19 protein-coding genes and 1 pseudogene are annotated in these 21,693 nt (G+C 70.7%); 18 read left to right on the top strand and 2 right to left on the bottom strand.

Annotation, left to right across the window (positions count from 1 at the left end; genetic code table 11):
- The 11 genes from Manayef4_RS13830 to Manayef4_RS13780 all read left to right on the top strand — a co-directional run.
- The coding region (locus tag Manayef4_RS13830) for a phosphatidate cytidylyltransferase (RefSeq protein ID WP_254665646.1) at positions 1–907 on the top strand (907 nt) is incomplete at its 5' end.
- Between the two features lie 101 nt (positions 908–1,008).
- Positions 1,009–2,274 carry a 23S rRNA (adenine(2503)-C(2))-methyltransferase RlmN gene (rlmN, locus tag Manayef4_RS13825; protein ID WP_070131433.1) on the top strand — a complete coding sequence of 422 codons (1,266 nt, stop codon included), beginning with the start codon at positions 1,009–1,011 and terminating at the stop codon, positions 2,272–2,274.
- Positions 2,261–3,583, top strand: coding sequence for a PHB depolymerase family esterase (locus Manayef4_RS13820; RefSeq protein ID WP_254665645.1), 1,323 nt, complete (start codon positions 2,261–2,263; stop codon positions 3,581–3,583). Before rlmN ends, Manayef4_RS13820 begins: the two co-directional genes overlap by 14 nt.
- Positions 3,584–3,744: 161 nt before the next feature.
- Positions 3,745–5,025, top strand: a complete 1,281-nt coding sequence (gene dxr / locus Manayef4_RS13815; protein WP_217494118.1) for a 1-deoxy-D-xylulose-5-phosphate reductoisomerase — start codon at positions 3,745–3,747, stop codon at positions 5,023–5,025.
- A gap of 31 nt (positions 5,026–5,056) precedes the next feature.
- Positions 5,057–6,241 carry a site-2 protease family protein gene (locus Manayef4_RS13810; RefSeq protein ID WP_070131868.1) on the top strand — a complete coding sequence of 395 codons (1,185 nt, stop codon included), beginning with the start codon at positions 5,057–5,059 and terminating at the stop codon, positions 6,239–6,241.
- A 109-nt stretch (positions 6,242–6,350) separates the two neighbouring features.
- Positions 6,351–7,505, top strand: a complete 1,155-nt coding sequence (gene ispG / locus Manayef4_RS13805) for a flavodoxin-dependent (E)-4-hydroxy-3-methylbut-2-enyl-diphosphate synthase (protein ID WP_070131867.1) — start codon at positions 6,351–6,353, stop codon at positions 7,503–7,505.
- Between the two features lie 13 nt (positions 7,506–7,518).
- On the top strand, positions 7,519–8,370 hold the full coding sequence (locus tag Manayef4_RS13800) for a GNAT family N-acetyltransferase (protein WP_011437948.1): 852 nt from the start codon (positions 7,519–7,521) through the stop codon (positions 8,368–8,370).
- Between the two features lie 275 nt (positions 8,371–8,645).
- Positions 8,646–9,719 (top strand): ABC transporter substrate-binding protein, encoded by a 1,074-nt coding sequence (locus tag Manayef4_RS13795; protein ID WP_070131866.1) that lies wholly within the window; start codon positions 8,646–8,648, stop codon positions 9,717–9,719.
- Positions 9,720–9,876: 157 nt separating this feature from the next.
- Entirely contained in the window at positions 9,877–10,674 is a 798-nt protein-coding gene (locus Manayef4_RS13790; protein WP_070131865.1) for an ABC transporter ATP-binding protein, read from the top strand.
- A complete protein-coding gene (locus tag Manayef4_RS13785; RefSeq protein WP_070131864.1) occupies positions 10,664–11,701 on the top strand; it encodes an ABC transporter permease in 1,038 nt (345 codons plus the stop codon). The genes Manayef4_RS13790 and Manayef4_RS13785 overlap by 11 nt, the downstream gene beginning before the upstream one ends.
- 153 nt (positions 11,702–11,854) lie before the next feature.
- Positions 11,855–12,310 (top strand): Rrf2 family transcriptional regulator, encoded by a 456-nt coding sequence (locus Manayef4_RS13780; RefSeq protein WP_070131863.1) that lies wholly within the window; start codon positions 11,855–11,857, stop codon positions 12,308–12,310.
- A gap of 31 nt (positions 12,311–12,341) precedes the next feature.
- Here Manayef4_RS13780 and Manayef4_RS13775 read toward each other — a convergent pair whose 3' ends face one another.
- On the bottom strand, positions 12,342–12,866 hold the full coding sequence (locus Manayef4_RS13775; RefSeq protein WP_175443389.1) for a DUF4439 domain-containing protein: 525 nt from the start codon (positions 12,864–12,866) through the stop codon (positions 12,342–12,344).
- Positions 12,863–13,468, bottom strand: coding sequence for a hypothetical protein (locus Manayef4_RS13770; protein WP_070131862.1), 606 nt, complete (start codon positions 13,466–13,468; stop codon positions 12,863–12,865). Before Manayef4_RS13770 ends, Manayef4_RS13775 begins: the two co-directional genes overlap by 4 nt.
- Before the next feature lie 337 nt (positions 13,469–13,805).
- On the opposite strand from Manayef4_RS13770, the gene rimP reads away from it, so the two are divergent.
- From rimP to Manayef4_RS13740, 7 genes and pseudogenes are all read left to right on the top strand, one after another.
- Complete coding sequence (gene rimP / locus Manayef4_RS13765) at positions 13,806–14,582, top strand: ribosome maturation factor RimP (protein ID WP_254665644.1); 777 nt, start codon at positions 13,806–13,808, stop codon at positions 14,580–14,582.
- A complete protein-coding gene (gene nusA / locus Manayef4_RS13760; protein WP_011437940.1) occupies positions 14,579–15,676 on the top strand; it encodes a transcription termination factor NusA in 1,098 nt (365 codons plus the stop codon). The genes rimP and nusA overlap by 4 nt, the downstream gene beginning before the upstream one ends.
- A gap of 7 nt (positions 15,677–15,683) precedes the next feature.
- Positions 15,684–15,953 (top strand): DUF448 domain-containing protein, encoded by a 270-nt coding sequence (locus tag Manayef4_RS23060; RefSeq protein ID WP_083282458.1) that lies wholly within the window; start codon positions 15,684–15,686, stop codon positions 15,951–15,953.
- 282 nt (positions 15,954–16,235) lie between these two features.
- Positions 16,236–19,466: a translation initiation factor IF-2 gene (infB, locus tag Manayef4_RS13755; RefSeq protein ID WP_070131861.1), complete on the top strand. Its 3,231-nt coding sequence runs from the start codon at positions 16,236–16,238 to the stop codon at positions 19,464–19,466.
- 78 nt (positions 19,467–19,544) lie between these two features.
- Positions 19,545–19,841, top strand: a pseudogene (locus Manayef4_RS13750) (DUF503 domain-containing protein); the annotation flags it as partial.
- Positions 19,842–19,935: 94 nt separating this feature from the next.
- Positions 19,936–20,442, top strand: a complete 507-nt coding sequence (rbfA, locus tag Manayef4_RS13745) for a 30S ribosome-binding factor RbfA (protein WP_070131860.1) — start codon at positions 19,936–19,938, stop codon at positions 20,440–20,442.
- 61 nt (positions 20,443–20,503) lie between these two features.
- Complete coding sequence (locus Manayef4_RS13740; RefSeq protein ID WP_254665643.1) at positions 20,504–21,628, top strand: bifunctional oligoribonuclease/PAP phosphatase NrnA; 1,125 nt, start codon at positions 20,504–20,506, stop codon at positions 21,626–21,628.
- Positions 21,629–21,693: the final 65 nt, after the last annotated feature.

The following is a 21,693-nucleotide window of genomic DNA, read 5'->3' as shown; positions in this document are numbered from 1 at the left end:
CGGGCCGTCCGGGTCATCCGCGCCGCCGGGATCCTCGCCGCCGGGATCCTCGCCTGGGTCCGGTAATCACGGCCGGCCCGCCGGGACGGCGTCCCGGCCCTCACGTGCCGGCCGCAATCTGCCGGCCGCCATCGGTGTCGGCATCCTTCTCGGTGCCGTCATCCTCGTTCCGCTGTTCACCCTGCGGGTGATCTTTGTCGGGGTGATCAGTGCCGCGATGGCCCTGGGCACCCACGAGGTGGTCCGCGCGATCCGACTGACGCAGGTACGGGTTCCCCTGCTTCCCCTGGTTGCCGGGGCGGCGGCCATGCCGGTCGTCGCGTACGCCGACGGGACCACCGGCCTGCTGCTGACTCTCGCCGGCACCATCGGCGTGGCGGCGCTGGTCCGTGCTTTCGGGCCGTCCACGGGTCTGCTCCGCGACGTCGCCGGCGCCGCGTTCGTGGCCGGCTACATCGGCTTTCCGGCCGGCTTCGCCGCGCTGCTCACCGAACCCTCCGATGGTCGCTGGCGAGTCGTCGCCTTTCTGGGAACGGTGGTGGCCAGCGACGTCGGTGGTTACACGGCCGGTGTCCTCTCCGGCGGTCGGCACAAGATGGCCCCCACCGTCTCCCCGGGGAAGTCGTGGGAGGGATTCGCCGGTTCGGCGGTGACCTGTGTGATCGTCGCCGGGATCGTGCTGGCCTGGCCGCTGGAGGCCGAGGCCTGGCAGGGCGTTCTGCTCGGGCTGGCGGTCGCGTGTACCGCGACGATCGGCGACCTGGGTGAGTCTCTGCTCAAGCGCGACATCGGCATCAAGGACATGAGCAGCCTGCTGCCCGGCCATGGTGGCCTGATGGACCGTCTGGACTCGTTGTTGTGCACCGCCCCGGTCGCCTGGCTTCTGATCACTTCCTTCCTGAACTGATCGAAACCGGGTCCAGTCGACCGGTCTCGCCTCTCGTAGGCCCCTTCGGACAGATCAGTGCATTCGTCTCGGTCGCGGTCACCTGGCAGACTGGATCCGCGATGACTGCCACGACCGCCGAATCCGGACGTCCGGACCAGCCCCCGACCGCCGAGGCGGGCCGGCCCGTGCGGCTGACACTCACCCGGCGAGCGGGCCGAGCGCCGCGTCACCTCGCCGACCTGACCCAGCAGGAACGGCGTGACGTCGCGGTGTCGCTGGGGCAGCCGGCCTTCCGCGCCGATCAGGTGGCCCGGCACTACTATGCGCGGTTGATCGCCGCCGATGAGCCCGAGGCGATGACCGACCTGCCGGAGCGGGACCGCCAGCCGCTCCTCGACGCCCTGCTGCCGAGGCTGCTCGTCCCGGTGCGGACGCTGAGCTGCGACGACGGTCTGACCCGCAAGACGGCATGGCGGACCGTGGACGGCGCTTCTCTCGAGTCTGTGATCATGAGATATCCGGATCGCGCGACGGTCTGTGTGTCGAGCCAGGCGGGCTGCGGCATGGGCTGCCCGTTCTGTGCCACCGGTCAGGGGGGGCTGACCCGCAACCTGTCGACCGCGGAGATCGTCGAACAGGTCGTGCACGCCGCCCGGGTTCTCCGGCGCCGTGAGCTCGCGGGCGGCGAGACCAGGTTGTCGAACGTGGTCTTCATGGGGATGGGCGAGCCGCTGGCGAACTATGCCGCGGTGATCGCCGCGCTACGCCGCCTCACCGCTCACCCCCCCGACGGCCTGGGCCTGTCGGCTCGCGGCCTGACGGTCAGCACCGTCGGCCTCGTTCCGGCGATTCGTCGTCTGGCCGGAGAGGGCCTGCCGGTGACTCTGGCGGTGTCCCTGCACGCCCCGGACGACGTTCTACGGAACGAACTCGTCCCCATCAACACCCGTTGGCCGGTGGTCGAGGTGCTCGCGGCCGCCTGGGAGTACGCCGAGATGACCGGCAGACGGGTAAGCGTCGAGTACGCGCTGATCGACGGGGTCAACGATGACGTGGGACGCGCCGACGCCCTCGCGGACCTGCTCGTCGGCCGGCTCGCGCATGTGAACCTCATTCCGTTGAATCCGACCGGTGGATCCTCGTGGCGCGCCAGCGCCCCGGCCGGCCAGCGCGCGTTCGTCCGCCGGCTCCGTGACCGCGGCATCGTGACGACGGTGCGCGACACCCGGGGCCGGGAGATCGCGGCAGCCTGCGGACAGCTCGCGGCCGAGCCGGCCGGGAAGCCGGAGCGGAGGGACCGGCCGGAGCAGGTCGGATCCGACCGTCTCGTCGAGTTCGGTGCCGTGGGGAGCACGACGCCTGACGGTGACCGTGTCCTTCGGTAGTCCGACGAGTCGACGCCGGGGGGCCTCCCGGCCGGGTATCCGGGCGACGAACACCGTATGGCTGCCGATCACGGCCGCCGCCGGAGTGTTGCTGCTGCTCCTGTGGTACGCGATGTCCCAGGAGCCGGGGCCGGCGAAGACCTCGGCGACCCAGGCCGCTCTCGGAGCATCCGGCGGTCGTGCCGCCGGTGCCGCCGTGGCGTCGGCCATACCGTTGCCCACGGTCCCACCACCCCCCGAGAGCGGCTGCGTCACCGGGAAGACCCTGCCGTCCGGGATCGGTACCCGCACGCTGCGGGTGGGAGGAACCGAGCGCGGCTACGTCCTCGCCGTACCGACCGCGGGTCCACGGGCCAGGCCACTACCACTGATCTTAAATTTCCATGATCTGAATCAGACGCCGGAAGATCTGGAAGCGTACACGCGGCTCGCCGATCAGGGGACGAAGGCGGGCTTCGTGGTCGCCGCCCCGATCGGGACGCAGATGCGGTGGAACTTCACCAGATCGAAGGCGGTGGGACCCGACGACGTACTCTTCGTCGGCGCGCTGCTCAACGACCTTGTCGGTCAGATGTGCCTGGACGCGGGACGCGTCTTCGCCGTGGGCTACGGTGACGGCGCGAACATGGTGCTCACGCTGGCCTGCGCGCTGCCGGGCCGTCTTGCGGCGGCGGTGACCGTCGGGTCGAGCGTGCTGCCCGGCTCCTGCGCCAAGCCCGCCACCAACGTCCTGGAGATCCATGGGACCTCGGACCAGATCGCACCGTATGCCGGCGGAGGTGCTCCGCGACCGGCCCCCTTCACCGGGGTCGTCGCGCAGCCCGTGGWAGACCGGCTCGCCCGGTACGCCTCCGCTCTGGGCTGCGGCGGAGCCCGCCAGACCTCCCGGGACACGGCCGCCTGGCAGCGCACCGTGTGGAGCGGCTGCCCAGCCGGCCACGATGTCGGACTGTTAGCCATGCAGGGCGCGGGGCACACCTGGCCGGGGGCGCAGGCACGCCCGGCGCTGGGTCCGACCTCCGTCAGCCTGAGTGCCACCATTGTGGCGTTGACCTATTTCGGTTACACGCCTACGCCCGCGACAAGTGGCCTGCCCGCTCCCGCCGTCTCCGCCGGTCCCGCCGGCCCGGGCGTCGCCACCAGTCCGACTCCCGCGGCACCGTCGGCTGAATCCTCCGGACCCGCCGCATCCTCCGGACCTGCCACCACGCCCGCGTCGCCCGCCGCCCCGGATGCCGCCCCCCGTGCCGAACCGTCCGGGCAGCCGGCAGCCGGCGCCACACCTTCTTCCTCACCCGGCCGGGGATGAGTAGACGTCGGAGCCGTCGTCGACGTGACCGACCGGGCCGACGTGCCACCCCGATCGGGGTGGCCGATCGGGGTGGGCGGCGACCGCAAAGTCCTGCCCACCAGACCTGACGAAACGTAGTTGTCACTGGACCCATTGCGCATCTTCGGGTGGCACCTGTCATGAACCGAACAGGGCGGCGTCGAGCGGTCGGTGGGCCTGAGAGAATAGGTGACGTGGTGGAGGCTTCGATCCTGCGTGAGGTTGTCCTGCTCGGGTCCACCGGTTCGATCGGAACCCAGGCAATAGATGTCGTACGCCGCAACCCGCAGCGGTTCCGGGTGGTGGCGTTGATGGGCGGCGGGTCCCGGGTGGACCTGCTCGCCGCTCAGGCACTGGACCTCGGCGTCCAGGCCGTGGGAGTGGCGGCGGCCTCGGCCGCTCAGGACCTCCAGCTGGCCTTCTTCGCCGAGGCGTCGCGGCGTGGCTACCGTCGGGGTGAGTTCCCCGTGCCAAAGATTCTCGCCGGTCCCGACGCCGCGAGCGAGATCGCGGCGTGGCCATGCGACATCGTCCTCAACGGCATCACCGGCTCGGTCGGGTTGGCCCCGACGCTCGCGGCGCTGGCCGCCGGCCGGACTGTGGCGTTGGCGAACAAGGAATCGTTGGTCGYCGGGGGGCCGTTGGTGCTCGACGCGCTCGGTGGCGACCCCGACCGCCTGGTGCCGGTGGATTCCGAGCACTCCGCACTGGCGCAGTGCCTGCGTGGCGGGCGGCGGGACGAGGTACGCAAACTGGTGTTGACCGCCAGCGGAGGTCCCTTCCGCGGGCGCCGCCGCGACGAGCTTGCCGCCGTTACCCCGGAGCAGGCGTTGGCCCATCCCACCTGGGACATGGGACCCCTGGTGACGATCAACTCGGCGACCCTGATGAACAAGGGGCTTGAGCTGATCGAGGCGCACCTGTTCTTCGGGGTTCCCTACGACGACATCGAGGTCGTCGTGCACCCCCAGTCGTTGGTGCACTCGATGGTCGAGTTCACCGACGGCTCGACGATCGCTCAGGTCTCCCCACCGGACATGCGACTGCCCATCGCGCTGGCGCTCGGCTGGCCGGACCGGGTGGCGCAGGCACAGCCGCCGATGGACTGGTCGCGGGCGCAGGCGCTTACCTTCGAACCGCTGGACGAGGTGGCGTTCCCGGCGGTGGAGCTCGCGCGCACAGCCGGGCGGCGCGGCGGCACCGCCCCCGCGGTCTTCAACGCCGCGAACGAGGAGGCGGTGGCGGCCTTCCTCGCCGGGCGGCTGCCCTTCATCCGTATCGTCGACCTGGTGGCCGAGGTCATCGCCGAGCACGAAGTGATCGATCATCCCACGGTGGAGGAGGTGTTCGCCACCGAACGAGCCGCGCGGGCGGCGGCCGGGCGGCTGATCCGGCGCGAGACCGAACGGGACACGGTATGAGCCGCCCCCCCGGCGCCGAGGGGGCGGTCTGATGGAGCTTCTCGGCATTGCGGCGTTCGCACTGGCCCTGCTGGTGTCGGTCGTCGCGCACGAGGCCGGGCATTTCGTGACGGCCCGGCACTACGGCATGAAGGCCTCCAAGTTCTTCGTCGGTTTCGGGCCGACCATCTGGTCCCGGCGGCGGGGGGAGACCGAGTACGGTGTCAAGGCCATTCCGGCCGGCGGTTTCGTCAAGATCGAGGGGATGACTCCGCTCGAGGAGATCGATCCGGCCGATGAACCCCGCGCCTTCCACAATGCGCGGGCGCGGGCCCGGCTCGTGGTCATGTCGGCCGGTTCCTTCGTGCATTTCGTCATCGCCATCGTGCTGGTCTACGGAGTGCTCGTTGTCCTGGGCACGACCACGATCAGCGAGTCGAGGGTCGGCGCGACGAGTTGCATCGCCACGACCGCGACTTGTTCCGGACCGGGGCCGGCCGCGGCGGCCGGTCTGCGGCCGGGTGACCGGATCGTCAGCTTCGGCGGAGTTCCGGTCACGACCTGGACGCAGTTCACCCGGCAGGTGCGTGCGCACGGAGCGGGGCCTGCGGTGATGGTCGTCGAACGGGACGGCCGCACCCTCACTCTCACGCCGAACCTGGTGGAGGTCCGGCGCGATCGGGAGACCGGGCAGGCGGGCGACGACCGGGTCGGCGCCTTGGGCGTCAAACCGGGAACCGAGACAGTGCACTACAACCCGATCGAAGCGGTGCCCCRCACCTTCGATGTCATCGGGTCCGGGTTCACCGGCATGTACGAAACGCTGACCCRCCGGATCGGTGATATCGGTAATATCTTCAGCGACAACCGCGACCCCCAGGGTTTCATCAGCGTGGTGGGAGCGGCGCGTATCGGCGGTGACGTGGTCTCGGCCGAGGGCAGTTCGGCCGTGGACCGGGTGCGGAACCTTCTCATTCTGGTCGCCGCGATCAATCTCGCGGTCGGAATTTTTAACCTGTTGCCCCTACTCCCGTTGGACGGCGGTCATATTGCCGTGCTGGGCTTCGAGCAGGCCCGGCACGGTCTACGCAGGCTCCGGGGTTATCGCGGTCCGGTGCAGAAGGTGGATTTCGCCAAACTGTTACCAGCCACGTACGCCACGGTCGTCGTATTGCTCGGGTTCAGTCTGCTTGTCCTGTCCGCCGACATCGTCAATCCCATTCGCCTGAATCAGTAATTTCGTATGAACATGCGCGACGGTGTRCCATTCTGCCCTRCCTCCTGCAGCCGACAGGCCGAGTCAGTCGCACGTCGATCTTCGTCTCCGATTCGCCAGTGAGGACAACGTGACCGTAACTCTGGGCATGCCAACCGCTCCGGCCCGTCCGCTCGGCACGCGGCGGCACAGCCGGCAGATCCACGTGGGCAACGTCCTGGTCGGGGGTGACGCTCCGGTCTCCGTTCAGTCGATGTGCACCACGTTGACGTCGGACGTCAACGCCACGCTGCAGCAGATCGCACAGCTGACAGCGTCGGGATGCCAGATCGTCCGGGTCGCGGTGCCAAGCCAGGACGACGCCGACGCCCTCGCCGCGATCGCCCGCAAGTCCCCGATCCCGGTGATTGCCGATATCCACTTCCAGCCCAAGTACGTCTTCGCCGCGATCGACGCGGGCTGCGCCGCGGTCCGGGTCAACCCCGGCAACATCAAGGCTTTTGACGACAAGGTCGGGGAGATTGCTCGCGCGGCGAAGGCCGCCGGCGTTCCGATCCGGATCGGGGTCAACGCGGGTTCACTCGACAAGCGGCTGTTGGCGAAGTACGGCAAGGCCACGCCGGAGGCGCTGACGGAGTCGGCCTTGTGGGAATGCTCGCTGTTCGAGGAGCACGACTTCCGTGACATCAAGATCTCGGTGAAGCACCACGACCCGGTCGTCATGATCCAGGCGTACCGGCTGCTCGCCCAGGCCTGCGACTACCCGCTGCACCTCGGTGTCACCGAGGCCGGACCGTCCTTCCAGGGCACGGTCAAGTCCGCGGTCGCCTTCGGGGCCCTRCTCGCCGAGGGAATCGGTGACACGATCAGGGTGTCGCTGTCGGCACCGCCGGTCGAGGAGGTGAAGGTCGGCACCGCGATCCTGGAGTCCCTGGGACTTCGKCAGCGTAAGCTCGAAATCGTATCCTGCCCTTCCTGCGGTCGGGCTCAGGTCGATGTCTACACCCTTGCCAATCAGGTCAGCGCCGGTCTCGAGGGCATGGAGGTCCCGTTGCGCGTCGCCGTCATGGGCTGCGTCGYGAACGGGCCGGGCGAGGCCAGGGAGGCCGATCTCGGCGTCGCATCCGGGAACGGCAAGGGTCAGATCTTCGTCCGAGGTGAGGTCGTGAAGACCGTTCCGGAGGCGCAGATCGTGGAAACCCTCATTGAGGAAGCCATGCGGCTGGCCGAGGAGATGGCGGCGGACGGCACCCCGTCCGGCGAACCCTCGGTTTCCGTGGGTTAACCGGTTCGACCGGATGGGCCTACCTCTGCGGTCCGCGCCGACCCGTCTGCTTGACGACAGGGATCTTCCGGCCGTCCGCGAGCTCTTGGCCCGCAACCCGGTCGCCGATGTGTTCGTCGCATCTCGGGTCGAGGCGGCGGGGCTCGACCCGTGGCGTCTCGGCGCCGAGATGTGGGGGCACACCGTGGACGGCCGCCTGGTCGCCCTGTGTTATTCCGGCGCCAACCTCTGGCCCGTGGCGGCGGGCCCCACCTCGGCGAGACTGTTCGCCGAGCGGGCCCGCCGGCAGGGACGGCGCTGCTCGTCCATCGTCGGCGTCTCCTCCTCGGTGACGGCGATGTGGAAGCATCTGGAGCCGACCTGGGGGCGGGCCCGAGAGGTACGGGCCGACCAGCCCCTGCTGGTGATCGACCGCCCGCCGCGGGTCGCCCCCGATCCGGCGGTGCGTCCGGTGCGCCCGGACGAGCTGGACGTCATCCTGCCGGCCTGCATCGCCATGTTTACCGAGGAGATCGGGGTGTCCCCGGTGCTCGCCGACGGCGGCGCCCTTTACCGCGCCCGCGTCGCCGAGTTTGTCGGTCAGCGGCGTTCCTTCGCCCACATCGCCGACGGCCGGGTGCTGTTCAAGGCCGAGATCGGCGCCGTCGCGGGCGACGTCTGCCAGATCCAGGGCGTCTGGGTCGACCCGGCGCTGCGTGGGCGCGGCCTCGGCGCCGCGGGAACCGCGAGCGTGGTCGCGCTGGCGCGGGCCGCCTTCGCCCCGCGGGTCAGCCTGTACGTCAACGACTTCAACCATGCCGCCCGCCGAGTCTACGACCGGGTGGGCTTTCAGCGGGTCGGGACCTTCGCGTCGATCCTGTTCTGAGGTCGATCCTGTTCTGAGGTCGATCCCGGTCTGAGGTCGATCCCGGTCTGAGAGCGTCCCGGACCCGCTCCTATGGTGTCCGGGGCCTCTGCGCTCCAGCGAAAAAAATGTCTGTTTTGTCGGATATGTGCTCCTGTCTGGTCAAAGATATTGCAGATCGATGTCATCGTGATGAAGCCACCTGGCCAGGATGGGCACCATCTGGCATGCTTACCATCCCGATGACTTCGATCGACTTGCATGGCGCGGGTGTCAGCCCGCGTGAGGGGGTATCTATGAGGCCGAGCAGACTGTGGCGTGCAGCGACGCCACTCATCGCCGCGGGGGCGCTTGTACTGGCGGTGGTGGGCTGCTCGAGTGACGACGGGGAYTCCCAGACGGTCGCCTCGAACGRCCAGATCACCGGCACCCTACGGCTCGGGTACTTCCCGAACCTCACCCACGCGCCAGCTCTCTACGGCGCCGAGAAGGGGATCTTCGCCAAGGACCTCGGCTCTGGAGTCACGCTCAAGACATCGACCTTCAACTCCGGCGTGCAGGAGGCGGAGGCGATTCTGTCCGGCGCCATCGATGCCGGTTATATCGGTCCCAACCCGGCGGTCAACAGCTTCATCAAGTCGCACGGGGAGGCGGTGCGGATCGTCTCCGGCGCTACCTCGGGTGGTGCGTCGCTGGTGGTCAAGCCTGAGATCACCTCCGTCGCGCAGCTCAAGGGCACCACGCTCGCCACCCCGAGCCTGGGCAACACCCAGGACGTGGCGCTGCGGYACTTCCTCAAGAAGAACGGGCTGAAGACCGACACCCAGGGTGGGGGTGATGTCTCCATCAAGCCCCAGGACAACACCGTGACGGTGGACGCCTTCGCCAACAGGGCCATCGACGGGGCCTGGGTGCCCGAGCCGACGGCCTCCCGGCTCGTCGCAGCGGGGGGCAAGGTGCTCGTCGACGAGGCCGACGAGTGGCCGGAGACCAAGGGCCAGTTCGTCACGACGGTGCTTCTGGTGAGCACGGACTATCTGAAGAAGAACCCGGAGATCGTCCGCCGRCTCATCACGGCGAATGTGGAATCGATCAACGCGCTCAACGCCGACCGTGACGCCGGCGCGAAGGTCACCAACACGGCGCTGGGCAAGCTGAGCGGCAAGCCGCTGTCCGACAAGATCCTCACCTTGGCCTGGAAGGGGCTGACCTTCACTCCGGACCCGATCGCGGCGTCCCTGTTCACCTCGGCAAAGCACCAGGAGGAGCTCGGCCTCATCAAGAACCCGAAGCTCGACGGTCTGTTCGATCTGACGGTCCTCAACGAGATCCTCGCCAAGCAGGGCAAACCGACGGTCGCCGACTCCTGACCCGCGGCACCCGGCGGTAGCCGGGCCGGCTGAACCTCGGTCCGAGACCACAGGGCGACGACCAGGCCGGGGTGTCGATCATCGATGCCCCGGCCTGGTCCGTCCGTCCATCCGTCCATGCACACCGGCCGCATACACCGCGACGGGGGAATGAACCATGACCGCTGTACTCGCCGACACCGCTGTACTCGCCGACACCGCTGTACCCGCCGACACCGCGCTGCGCATCCACCGCGTCAGTCGGGTCTTCGGATCCGGGCCCGCCAGCGTCAAGGCGCTCGACGACGTCTCCCTGGACGTCCGGGCGGGCGAGTTCGTCTGTCTCCTCGGCGCGTCCGGCTGTGGGAAATCGACCCTGCTCGGCTTGGTCGCCGGTCTCGACCAGYCGTCTGTGGGCGTCGTCKACACCACCGGCCGGCGGGTTGGGATGATGTTCCAGGACTCGGCGTTGCTGCCCTGGCTGACCGCGGGCGGCAACGTCGAGGTGCCGCTGCGGCTGCGGGGGATCGGCAAGGCCGAGCGGCGGGACCGGGTCGAGAGTCTGCTCGCGATGGTCCGGCTCGCCGGTATGTCCGCGAAGCGCCCCCATGAGCTGTCCGGCGGCATGCGCCAGCGGGTGAGCCTGGCCCGGGCCTTCGCGCAGGAGGCCGACATCCTGTGCATGGATGAGCCGTTCGGTGCGCTCGACGCGATGACCCGCGATCTGCYCCACGACGAACTTGAACGGATCTGGCGGGAGACGGGGGTCACCGTCATCTTCGTCACCCACGATGTGCGTGAGGCGGTCCGGCTCGGTGACCGCATCGTGCTGCTGTCCTCCCGGCCTGGCCGGGTCGCGGAGATCTTCGACGTCGACCTCGACCGCCCCCGCCGGATCGACTCCACCCACGTCTCGGAGCTCGCCACCAAGGTGACCGCGCGGCTACGCGAGGAGGTCGGCCGCCATGGCCACTGACGTCAGCGTCTCCAGCGATAAGAGTGTCCTGCTCGGCGAGGCGGGTAAGTCCTTCGACGTCGACACGGCCCTCGCCGGCCTCGACGCGCTGGACATCCCGACCGCGCAACGGCGGCCGTTCGCGGTCCGCGTCTGGGCGGCCAGCTGGCCGAAGCTCGGCGCTCTGCTCCTGTTCCTGCTGCTCTGGCAGATCGTCGTCTGGAGTGGCTGGAAGCCCAGCTATGTGTTGCCCGGCCCGGGCGAGGCACTGGGCGAGTTCGTCGACCAGCTGGGCAGCGGACACTTCTGGGACGCCCTCGCCCGCACCCTGGTCCGGGCCCTGGAGGGATACGCTCTCGCCGTGCTCATCGGCACCGTGGTCGGGATCGCGGTGTCCCGCTTCGGAGTCCTGCGTACCGCGGTGGGATCGTTCATCACCGCGGTGCAGACGATGCCCTCGATCGTCTGGTTCCCGCTCGCCGTCCTGCTGTTCAAGCTCAGCGAGTCCGCAATCATGTTCGTGGTGGTGCTCGGGGCGGCGCCCTCGGTGGYCAACGGCGTCATCTACGGCGTGGACTACGTGCCGCCTCTGCTGGTCCAGGTCGGCCGCAGCATGGGCGCGCGTAGCCTGTCCCTCTACCGGTACGTCGTGGTACCGGCGGCCCTGCCCTCGGTGCTCGCGGGCCTGAAGCAGGRCTGGGCGTTCGCTTGGCGCAGCCTGAWGGCCGGCGAATTGCTGGTCATCGTTCCGGGGCATCCGTCCGTCGGAGCTGACCTGCAGAATGCCCGCGAACTACTCGACAYGGTCGGGGTACTGGCCTCGATGATCACGATTTTCGTGATCGGGGTGCTCATCGACGCCGGGTTCAACGCGGCGGACCAGCGGATGCGGCAGCGCCGTGGGCTGGTTGCGGAGGGTACGACGGCGGTCCGGGCAGCTCGGCGTCGCCGGAGCGGCAGCGCCGACGGGTCCGCCGCGGCCGCCACCACGGCCACCTCCTCCGCCGGAGGCGGCACGGACGCCCCCCGTCCCGAGAGGGCTGGCTGAGGAAGTCCCGATTCCCCGGCCGGCAGGTTCGTTGGCCGGCAGGTTCGTTGGCCGAGCCGGCGGCGGGAACAGCGCCCGTCGGCGCGGGGCCGTGCCTCGCCCGGTGCCGACCCGGCCCACCCATTCGGCGAGGACCGGCGGCAAAATGGATGCATGCAGATCTCCGCTCGCKCCGACTACGCATTGCGCGCACTCCTGACGTTGGCCGCGAGCAACGGTCGGCTCGTCAAGGGCGAGGCGCTTGCCGCGGCGCAGGATCTGCCGCTGCGCTTCCTCGAGAACATCCTCACCGATCTACGCCGGGCGGGGCTGGTCCAGAGCCGCCGGGGCGCGGACGGGGGATACCAGCTGAGCCTTCCCCCCGAGCGGATCACCATCGCCACGGTGATCCGGGCGACCGACGGTCYGCTCGCCAGCGTGCGGGGCCGGCGTCCTGAGGACACGAATTACGACGGCGCGGCCAAGCACCTGCAGGATGTGTGGATCGCGGTTCGAGTGAACCTGCGGCGGGTGCTGGAGGCCGTGACCCTCGCCGACGTGGCGAGTGGTCAGCTTCCGGACATCGTGACCACCCTCGGCTGCGATCCCGACGCGTGGGTCACCCGCTGACGGGAGCGGCCCGGCCTCCCTGGACGCCAGGTCATGTCCCCGGTAGCGCGCGGCTCGCGGCTGCCAGCGGCATGCCGGCCGCGATGCGGGCCCGCTGCGCGCGTACGGCGGTGCCGGTCAGCGCGTCCAGAGCCAGCGCACGGACGTCCCCGACGAGCACAGCGACAGCGTCGTGGGCCGCCATGGCGCAGGCGTCCTCGATCCTGGCCAGGAGGGCCAGTGCCGCCCCGATGCCCTCCGGCGCGACGGGGAGCCGATAGGCGGGCAGTGCCGGTGGCGCATCCCCGCCGCGGGCCCGGATCGCGGCGATGAGGTCGTCGCGCAGCGCCTGGTGCGCCAGACAGCTCAGTCGCGCGAGCTCGCGCGCCTGAGCCGCGGCCGGGCCGAGCGGCGCGACGGCACCTCCCGCCGCCGCGGTGGCGTAGACCGCGGCATGCGTGGCCGTGAGCATCGTGACCAGTGCCGCGACGCCCGCGGGATCCGGGTGCTCGGTTGCGGCGGTCGATTCCGTGGGGGTCGCCGACGCCGGATCGCCCGATGGTGTGTCGGCGGTCATCCGGACACCCGGCTCGCAGCGAGGGCCAGCAGCTCCGCATGCGCGGTCCCGGCGGCGCACATGCTCGCCAGCAGGGACGCGAGCGGACCGCCCGCGCGCAGGCAGTCGGTGCGGGCGGCGTTCGTCGCCGCACCCTCCATCCCGGTCAGGGAGGCGAGGGTKGCGGCGCGGGCCGTGGGTGACTCGTTGACGAGCTGCGCCGTTCCCGCCGTCCCGGCGCCGTCACGCCCGATCGCCTGGGTCGGGGTGGCTGCCTGGGTCGGGGTGGCCGGTGCGGAGCCCGGGAACTGTTCGGCCAAGGTCCGGAGCTGGACCTCGTGATGGGCCCGCAGCGTGTCGAACAGGGGACGCAGGGACGGGTGGCGCTCGGCCGCCGTCCGGTACGCCGCGGCCAGCGCGGCCGCCCGGACGGCGGCGGCCCTCGCCGCCCGGCGGTCGTCGCCGTCCGGACCCACCGCGGGACCGGTCCGATTCGTCGTGACCGTGGTGCTGCAGCCGGCGGCCTCGAATCCGGCAAATCCGGCGAATCCGGTAAGGGCAAGGCTGGTCAGCCCGGTGAGGAGCCGTCGTCGGGAGGCGTGGGTGAGGTTCGCCGGATCCACCGTCGCAGCTTTGCACATCCCCTGCTGTCGTCCGGAGCGCCGTGTGGTCCGCGCGGCCTGATCCGGTTACCCCCGGGTCGCGACGGACCCCGGTCGGGGCGGACGTAGGCTATGGATCTCACCCGGGATGCYGTCGCCCCGGGGCGGCCCAGCCCGGCGGGACCGTCGGCGGTCGGTCCTCGCTGTTCGACGGTGCCGCGGGTCGGGTCGACGAGGGTCGCACGGCTTGATGGCGCCGGCCGAACCTGGGTATCGCCCCCGGGGGATGACAACGTAGCGGCCGGCCTACGGCGTGGGGAGCGACGTCGTGGGTTCGGCGGATGATCAGGCATCGCGGATGCGGGAAGGGACGGTCGAAGTGGTAGGGGCGGGGGAGGCCGGCCGCGCGCGTGACCGGAGCCCATCCGGATCGGCCCGCGGGCGCGGCGGCGTTCGGACGGCGCTGTGGGCTCGGCTGGCGGCTGGCCTCGCCGACGCGGGCTTCGATCTCGAGGATGTGACGGTCACACGGGCCGGATCGCGCAGCGTGGTGCGGGTGGTGGTGGACCGCGACGGAGGAGTCGACCTGGACGCGGTCGCGGACGCCAGCCGGCTCGCCTCCGAGCTGCTTGACGCCGCCGAGACCGACGGCCAGGGCCTGGTCGCCGGGCCTTATGTTCTCGAGGTCACCTCACCGGGCGTCGAACGGCCGCTGACCGAGCCTCGGCACTGGCGCCGCGCGATCGGCAGGCTTGTCACGGTACGTGATCGAGACGGCATCGTCCTCGCCGGGCGTGTCCTGTCCGCCGACGAATCGGGGGCGGATCTGGCGGTGGCGACGGATCCCGCGCGGCCCGGACGCCCCCCGCGTCGGCGGCTCGCGCGGGTGACCTTCGCACAGGTGGCCCGGGCTACCGTCGAGGTCGAGTTCTCGGCCGAGGCGTATGATGATCTTTCTATCGAGTCGGTGGAGACGCCGTCTTTGTCCGCCGTGTTGGTGGAACCCGGCGAGACAGCCGATCTCGGGTACGGAGAGCCGGACGACGATCTTCCGGCGGCGCCGGGGAGGGAATCCAATGACGACGGCCGGGAGGCCGGCCCCCGGGGCGCGGCCGGTAAGGAGATGACCCGGTGAAGCTCGACGTGGCCGCGCTGCGCGGAATCGAGCGGGAGAAGGACATTGCCTTTGACACCTTGGTGCAGGCGATGGAGACGGCCCTGCTGACGGCTTATCACCACACGGCCGGGTCCGCGCAGGACGCCCGGGTGGTGATCGACCGGACGACCGGAGATGTCTCCGTCCTTGCCCGGGAACAGGGCCCGGACGGCACCAGCCGGGAGTACGACGACACCCCGGCGGACTTCGGGCGGATCGCGACCATGACCGCCAAACAGGTGATCATGCAGCGRCTGCGCGAGGCCCAGCAGGAGGTCACCTACGGCCAGTACGCCGACCGGGAGCACGAGATCGTTTCCGGTGTGGTGCAACATCACGAACAGCGGGCCGGCTCCAGGGTCGTGCTCGTCAATCTCGGCACCGTCGAGGGTGTCCTGCCGCCGGCCGAGCAGGTCCCCGGCGAGCGGCTTGAGCACGGCGACCGAATCAAGTGTTATGTGGTGCACGTCGCGCGGGGGCCGCACGGACCCACGGTGACGTTGTCCCGCACCCATCCCGAGCTGGTGAAGGGGCTGTTCCGGCTGGAGGTGCCCGAGGTCGCCGACGGCACCGTGGAACTCGCCGCGATCGCCCGCGAGGCCGGGCATCGCAGCAAGATAGCGGTGCGGTCCCGGGTGGCCGGGGTCAACCCCAAGGGCGCGTGCATCGGGCCGATGGGCAGCCGGGTGCGTGCCGTCATGGCCGAACTGCGGGGCGAGAAGATCGATATCGTTGACTGGTCGGCCGACCCGGCAACCTTCGTCGGGAGCGCGCTGTCTCCGGCCCGGGTGGCCCGGGTCGAGGTGACGGATCCGGCGAGCCGCTCGGCGCGGGTGGTGGTGCCCGATTACCAGCTGTCGTTGGCCATCGGGCGTGAGGGGCAGAACGCCCGCCTCGCCGCCCGGCTGACGGGGTGGCGCATCGACATCCACTCTGACACCGAGGACTCCGGCGAGGGCGGTGGGAGCGGATCCGAACGGGACTCCGCTGGAGCGCCTCGACGATCGGGACCAGCTACGGTGCCGCGGCGATCACCTGCCGCGGGTGGCCATTCTCGGGGCCAGGCGGGATAGACTTACGATGGCGCGTCGTGCGGAGCCCGTCCGTACCTGTGTCGGATGCCGAAGCCGTGCGTCGAGTTCTGACCTACTGCGTATCGTCGTAGAAGGCGGCGAGCTTCTGCCGGATGCTCGTCGTCGGATGCGTGGTCGGGGTGCGCACGTGCATCCTGATCTTGMGTGCCTCGATCTCGCGGAGCGTCGCAAGGCGTTCTCACGAGCACTGCGGGTGTCAGGCCCGCTCGGGTCGAAGCAGGTCAGGCTGTATCTGGAGCGGTTTCGCCCGCGGTAGCCGRTCCCTCCGGGAGCGGTCCGCCGTAGTCGCGCCAGGCACAGGGAGATACCAGGTAAAGATGGATGGATGGAACGGGCGGACCGCGGCAGCGGGCCGGCCGGGTCAGACGGAGTGGGTACCCGCGCCAGCGGCATCCGCTCCCACAGGCGGCGCCAACAGACGTCGACAGGGAAGCAGGTCGAGACAGCGATGACCGCTCAATGAGCACCCAGCCATGATCACGACCGGCAGGTAACGAGGTCACGCGGGCACGGACCGCGGGCCGAACGAAGGAGCACCGTGGCAGGAAAGGCCCGCGTACACGAGCTCGCCAAGGAGCTTGGTGTCGACAGTAAGACCGTGCTCGCCAAGCTCAAGGATCTCGGCGAGTTCGTGAAGTCCGCTTCGTCCACTGTCGAGGCACCCGTCGTCCGCAAATTGAAGGAAGCGTTCCCCGCCGACGGCGCACCCACTTCCCCGGGCCGGGCCACCAGCCGTCCGGGACCGCCGGGTGGCGGCGCTCGTCCGACCCCGCCGTCCCGTCCTGGTCTGGCGCCTCGGCCCGGTCCGCGCCCGGTTCCCGGGCGGCCTGGTCCCCTCGGCCGGCCCGGTCCGGCGACCCCGGCGCCGTCCCCCTCGCCCGCGTCCCCGCCGCTACCGGCCTCCCCGGTGCAGGCTTCGCCGGTGCAGGCCTCCCCGGTGCAGGCTTCGCCGACGTCTGCACCCGCCGCTCCCCGTCCGGCCGCGGCCTCCGCCGTGCCCGCGCCGCCGATGCCGTCCGTGCCGTCCGCTCCCTCCGGGCCGCGACCCGGGCCGAACGCGCCGCGTCCCGGTGCCCCGCAGGGCGGTGGCCGTCCGCGTCCCGGCACCCCGGTTCCTCCCTCGGGTCCCACCGCTGGCGGTCCGACCGCAGGCGGTCCGACCGCTGGCGGTCCGACCGCTGGCGGTCCGACCGCAGGCGGCCCCCGGCCCGGGCCGCGTCCCGGACCCCGGTCGGCTGCGCCCGGTAACAACCCCTACACGACGCCGTCCGCTGGGCCGCGTCCGTCCGCTGGGCCGCGTCCGTCGGCCGGGCAGTCGGGTCCGCCATCGACGCCCACTCCCCGGCCCAGCGCCCCGCGGTCGGGTACCCCCCGGCCAGGTACCCCCCGGCCGGGTGGACCGCGCCCCGGTGGCACCGGTGCCGGTGGTCCACGGCCCACTCCCGGCGGGATGCCACCACGTCCCGGCGGTCCACGGTCAGGAGCGGGGGGCGGCATGCCGCCCCGCCCAGGTGGCACCGGGGGGCCGCGCCCCAACGCGAACATGTTCCAGCCTCGGCCCGCCGGTGGCCCTCCCGGACGCCCGGGCGGTGGTGGCGCGCCCGGTCGTCCCGGCGGTGGTGGCGCGCCCGGTCGTCCCGGCGGTGGTGGCGCGCCCGGTCGTCCCGGCGGTGGCGGCGGTCCGCGTCCCGGCGGATTCGCCGGGCGGGGTGGTGCGCCCGGTCGTCCCGGTGGTGGTGGCGGCGGTGGTGGTGCGCCCGGTCGTCCCGGTGGTGGTGGCGGCGGTGGCGGTGCGCCCGGTCGTCCCGCGGCCGGCGGCCGTGGCCGCGGTGGGACCACGGCGGGCGCCTTCGGCCCCGGTGGCCGTGGTCGCCCCGGTCGCCAGCGCAAGTCCAAGCGCGCGAAGCGGCAGGAATGGGAGAGCGGGCTCGAAGCGCCGCGCATGGGCGCGATGGTGCCCCGCGGCAACGGGCAGGCCATCCGGCTTCCCCGTGGCGCCTCGCTGGCCGATTTCGCCGACAAGATCGACGCGAACCCGGGCGCTCTGGTCCAGGTCGTGTTCACCCAGCTCGGCGAGATGGTGACCGCGACCCAGTCCTGCACCGACGAGACGCTGCAGCTGTTGGGTGTCACGCTCGGMTACGAGGTCCAGATCGTCAGCCCGGAGGACGAGGACAAGGAGCTTCTCGAGAGCTTCGACCTCTCCTTCGGCGGGGAGTACGGCGACGACGTCGAGCTCAGCTCCCGGCCGCCGGTCGTGACCGTCATGGGTCACGTCGATCATGGTAAGACGAAACTGCTGGACRCCATCCGCTCCACCGACGTGGTCGGGGGCGAGGCCGGTGGTATCACCCAGCACATCGGTGCCTACCAGGTGCGGGCCAAGGTCGACGGCGACGAGCGTCCGATCACCTTCATCGACACTCCGGGCCACGAGACCTTCACGGCCATGCGGGCCCGCGGTGCGCAGGTGACGGACATCGTGGTCCTGGTCGTGGCCGCCGACGACGGGGTGAAGCCGCAGACCATCGAGGCGCTGAACCACGCCCAGGCGGCCGGCGTCCCGGTCGTGGTGGCGGTCAACAAGGTCGACAAGGAGGGCGCCGACCCGGCCAAGGTGCGGGGTCAGCTCACCGAGTACGGCCTGGTGGCGGAGGAGTACGGCGGCGACACGATGTTCGTTGACGTCTCCGCCCGCAACCGGACGAACATCGACGGCCTGCTCGAGGCGATCGTCCTGACCGCCGACGCATCCCTGGACCTGCGGGCTCCGACCGAGGTCGAGGCGCAGGGTGTCGCCATCGAAGGTCGGCTCGACCGGGGCCGGGGTCCGGTGGCGACCGTGCTGGTCCAGCGCGGCACGCTGAGGGTCGGTGACTCGGTCGTCGCCGGCGAGGCGTTCGGTCGGGTTCGGGCGATGCTCGACGAACACGGTGGTCAGGTGGTCGAGGCGGGCCCGGCCCGACCCGTCCAGGTCCTGGGGTTCACCAGCGTTCCCGACGCGGGTGACAACTTCCTGGTGGTGCCCGAGGACCGGGTGGCCCGTCAGATCGCCGAACGGCGTCAGGCCCGCGAGCGTAACGCGGAGCTGGCGCTGAGCCGGGGCCGTCCGACGCTGGAGACGATCCTCGAGCGGATGAAGGAGGGCGAGAAGACCCAGCTCAACCTCATCCTCAAGGGCGATGTGTCCGGTTCGGTCGAGGCGCTCGAGGACGCCTTGCTCAAGATCGATGTCGGTGACGAGGTCGGTCTGCGGATCATCGACCGTGGGGTCGGCGCGATCACTGAGACCAACGTGATGCTGGCGTCGGCGTCCGACGCGATCATCATCGGCTTCAACGTCCGGCCGCAGGGCAAGGCGACGGAGCTGGCCGACCGTGAGGGCGTCGAGGTCCGGTACTACTCGGTGATCTACCAGGCTATCGAGGACATCGAGAACGCCCTGAAGGGCATGCTCAAGCCCGTCTACGAGGAAGCGCAGCTCGGTACCGCCGAGGTCCGCGAGGTCTTCCGCGTGCCGCGGATCGGCAACGTGGCCGGCTCTCTGGTCCGTTCCGGCGTCATCCGGCGGAACACCAAGGCCAGGCTCATCCGCGACGGCGTCGTCGTGGCCGACAACCTCACGGTCGAGTCGCTCAAGCGTTTCAAGGACGACGCGACGGAGGTCCGCGAGGGCTACGAGTGCGGTATCGGTCTCGGGTCGTTCAACGACATCAAGATCGATGACGTGATCGAGACGTTCGAGCAACGGGAGGTTCCCCGCGCCTGAGCACGTCCGCGGCCGGTGACGATCGAGCTGTCTGCCCGATCGTCACCGGCGGTGTGTGCCCGGCGGCGGGAGACGACCATGTGGATCGGAACCCTCAGCCTTGATCTGCTGCTCGGTGACGTGCACTCGTTGAAGGAGAAACGGTCGGTGGTGCGGCCGATCRTGGCGGAGCTGCGTCGCCGTTTCGCCCTCAGCGTGGCCGAGACCGGCCATCATGATCTGCACCGGCGAGCCGAGATCGGGATGGCGGTCGTCGCCGCGGACCGGGCGCACTGCGTCGAGGTCCTCTGTTCCTGCGAGCATCTGGTGGCCCAGCGACCGGACGTCGAGGTCCTCGCCGCGCGGGCGCGCTACTTTTCGGCGGACGACGCGGACGACGAACCGCATGCACCCGGTGAACCGCACGCACCCGGTGCATCTGCCGCGGTGAGCGTGCCGCCGGCGGGACCGGCGAACGAGGAGGTGGACGGTGGCTGATCCGGCCCGGGCACGGCGGCTGGCCGTGCGTATCCGCGAGGTTGTGGCGTCCACGCTGGAGCGTGGCGTCAAGGATCCTCGACTCGGCATGGTGACCGTCACGGATGTGCGGCTGACGCCGGATCTGGTCGACGCGACGGTCTTCTACACCGTCTACGGCGATGAGACGGCGCGGCAGGCGTCGGCCCAGGCGCTCGAATCCGCCMGGGGGCTGCTGCGCAGCCAGGTCGGCCGGGCCACGGGGGTGAAGGTGACCCCGACGCTCACCTTCGTTCATGACCGACTTCCCGACGACGCCCAGCATCTGGAGRAGTTGATCAGCGTTGCCCGGGAACGCGACGCGTATCTGGCCGAGGTCCGTCGGGATGCTCGCCCGGCGGGCGACGACGATCCCTACCGCCGGCCGCGCCCCGCCGCCGGCGAGGTGGATGAGCTGAGCGAGGTGGATGAGCTGAGCGAGGTGGACGAGTACGGCGGGACGGCCCGGCAGGAGGGATGACGGGGTACGGGCCCGGGACACCGCGGTGACAGGCACGAGACAGCTGCGATGGGAACTGACGATGAGCGATGCGACCGATCTCGCGGGCCCGCCGGCGGCGTCGGTCAACCGCTCCCGCCCGGACGGTGCCGGTCCGACCGGTGATTTCCAGGCCRCGGTGACCGCACTGACCGGCGCGATCGACGCCGGTGACGACATCCTGCTGATCGCCCACGTGAACCCCGACGGGGACAGTCTCGGATCGGCGTTGGCGCTGGGGCTCGCGCTGCGGTCGCTGGGCGGAAGGCCGCGGGTGTCCTTCGACGCGGATCCCTTCGTCGTTCCCCGGGTGCTTCGTTTCCTCGCCGGTCAGGATCTGTTGGTGGCCCCCGAGGCCGTCACCGGCCGGCCGGGTCTCGTGGTGACCCTGGACGCCGGCAGCCGGTCCCGGCTGGGCAGGCTCGCCAGCACCACGGCCGGTTGCCGGGTCCTGGTCGTCGACCACCATGCCTCCAACACCCGGTTCGGCGATCTCAATCTGGTCGACCCCGAGGCGGCCTCGACCAGCGCCATGGTCATCGACCTCGTCGATGCCCTGGGCGTGCGGCTCGACCGGGACATCGCGACAGYGATCTACACCGGTCTGGTAACCGACACGGGATCGTTCCGTTTCGCCGCGACGACACCGGCGGTGCACCAGCTGGCCGCCCGGCTGGTGGCCACGGGCATCCGTCCCGACCYGATCAGCCGTGCCCTGTGGGACACCCACCGCTTCGGCTATCTCAAGCTACTCGGGGAGGTTCTCGGCCGCGTCCGGCTGGAGCCCGAGTACGACCTCGTCTGGTCCTGGTGCGGCCAGGCCGATCTGCGCGCCGCGGGACTGGAGTACGACGAGATCGAGGGGCTCATCGACACGGTGCGCACCGTGTCGGAGGCAGAGGTCGCCCTTGTCTGCAAGCAGGATGGTGACGTCTGGAAGGTCTCGGTCCGTTCCAAGGGGGACGTTGACGTCGGCGCGGTCTGTACGGCTCTCGGTGGTGGCGGCCATCGCTTCGCCGCCGGATTCTCCTGCGGGACGACGCTCGACGAGTTGATGGACGTGCTTCGGGACGCGCTGGCGCGGGCTCCGCGCCTGGGGGGCCCGGGGACTCCGGAGAATCCGCGCGGCCCGGGTGGCCCGAGGAACGCGGTCCGGAGCCCGCGGTGAGCACCCGGGGGGGATCCACCCGGGGATCCGCGCGGCCGGGGGGAGCCGCATCCCGCCGGGGATCC

Origin of the sequence: Frankia sp. CgMI4, from assembly GCF_001756285.1 — a bacterium.
Taxonomy (GTDB): domain Bacteria; phylum Actinomycetota; class Actinomycetes; order Frankiales; family Frankiaceae; genus Frankia; species Frankia casuarinae.
The sequence above is the reverse complement of the archived record's forward strand: the minus strand, read 5'-3'. Positions and strand labels throughout refer to the sequence as shown.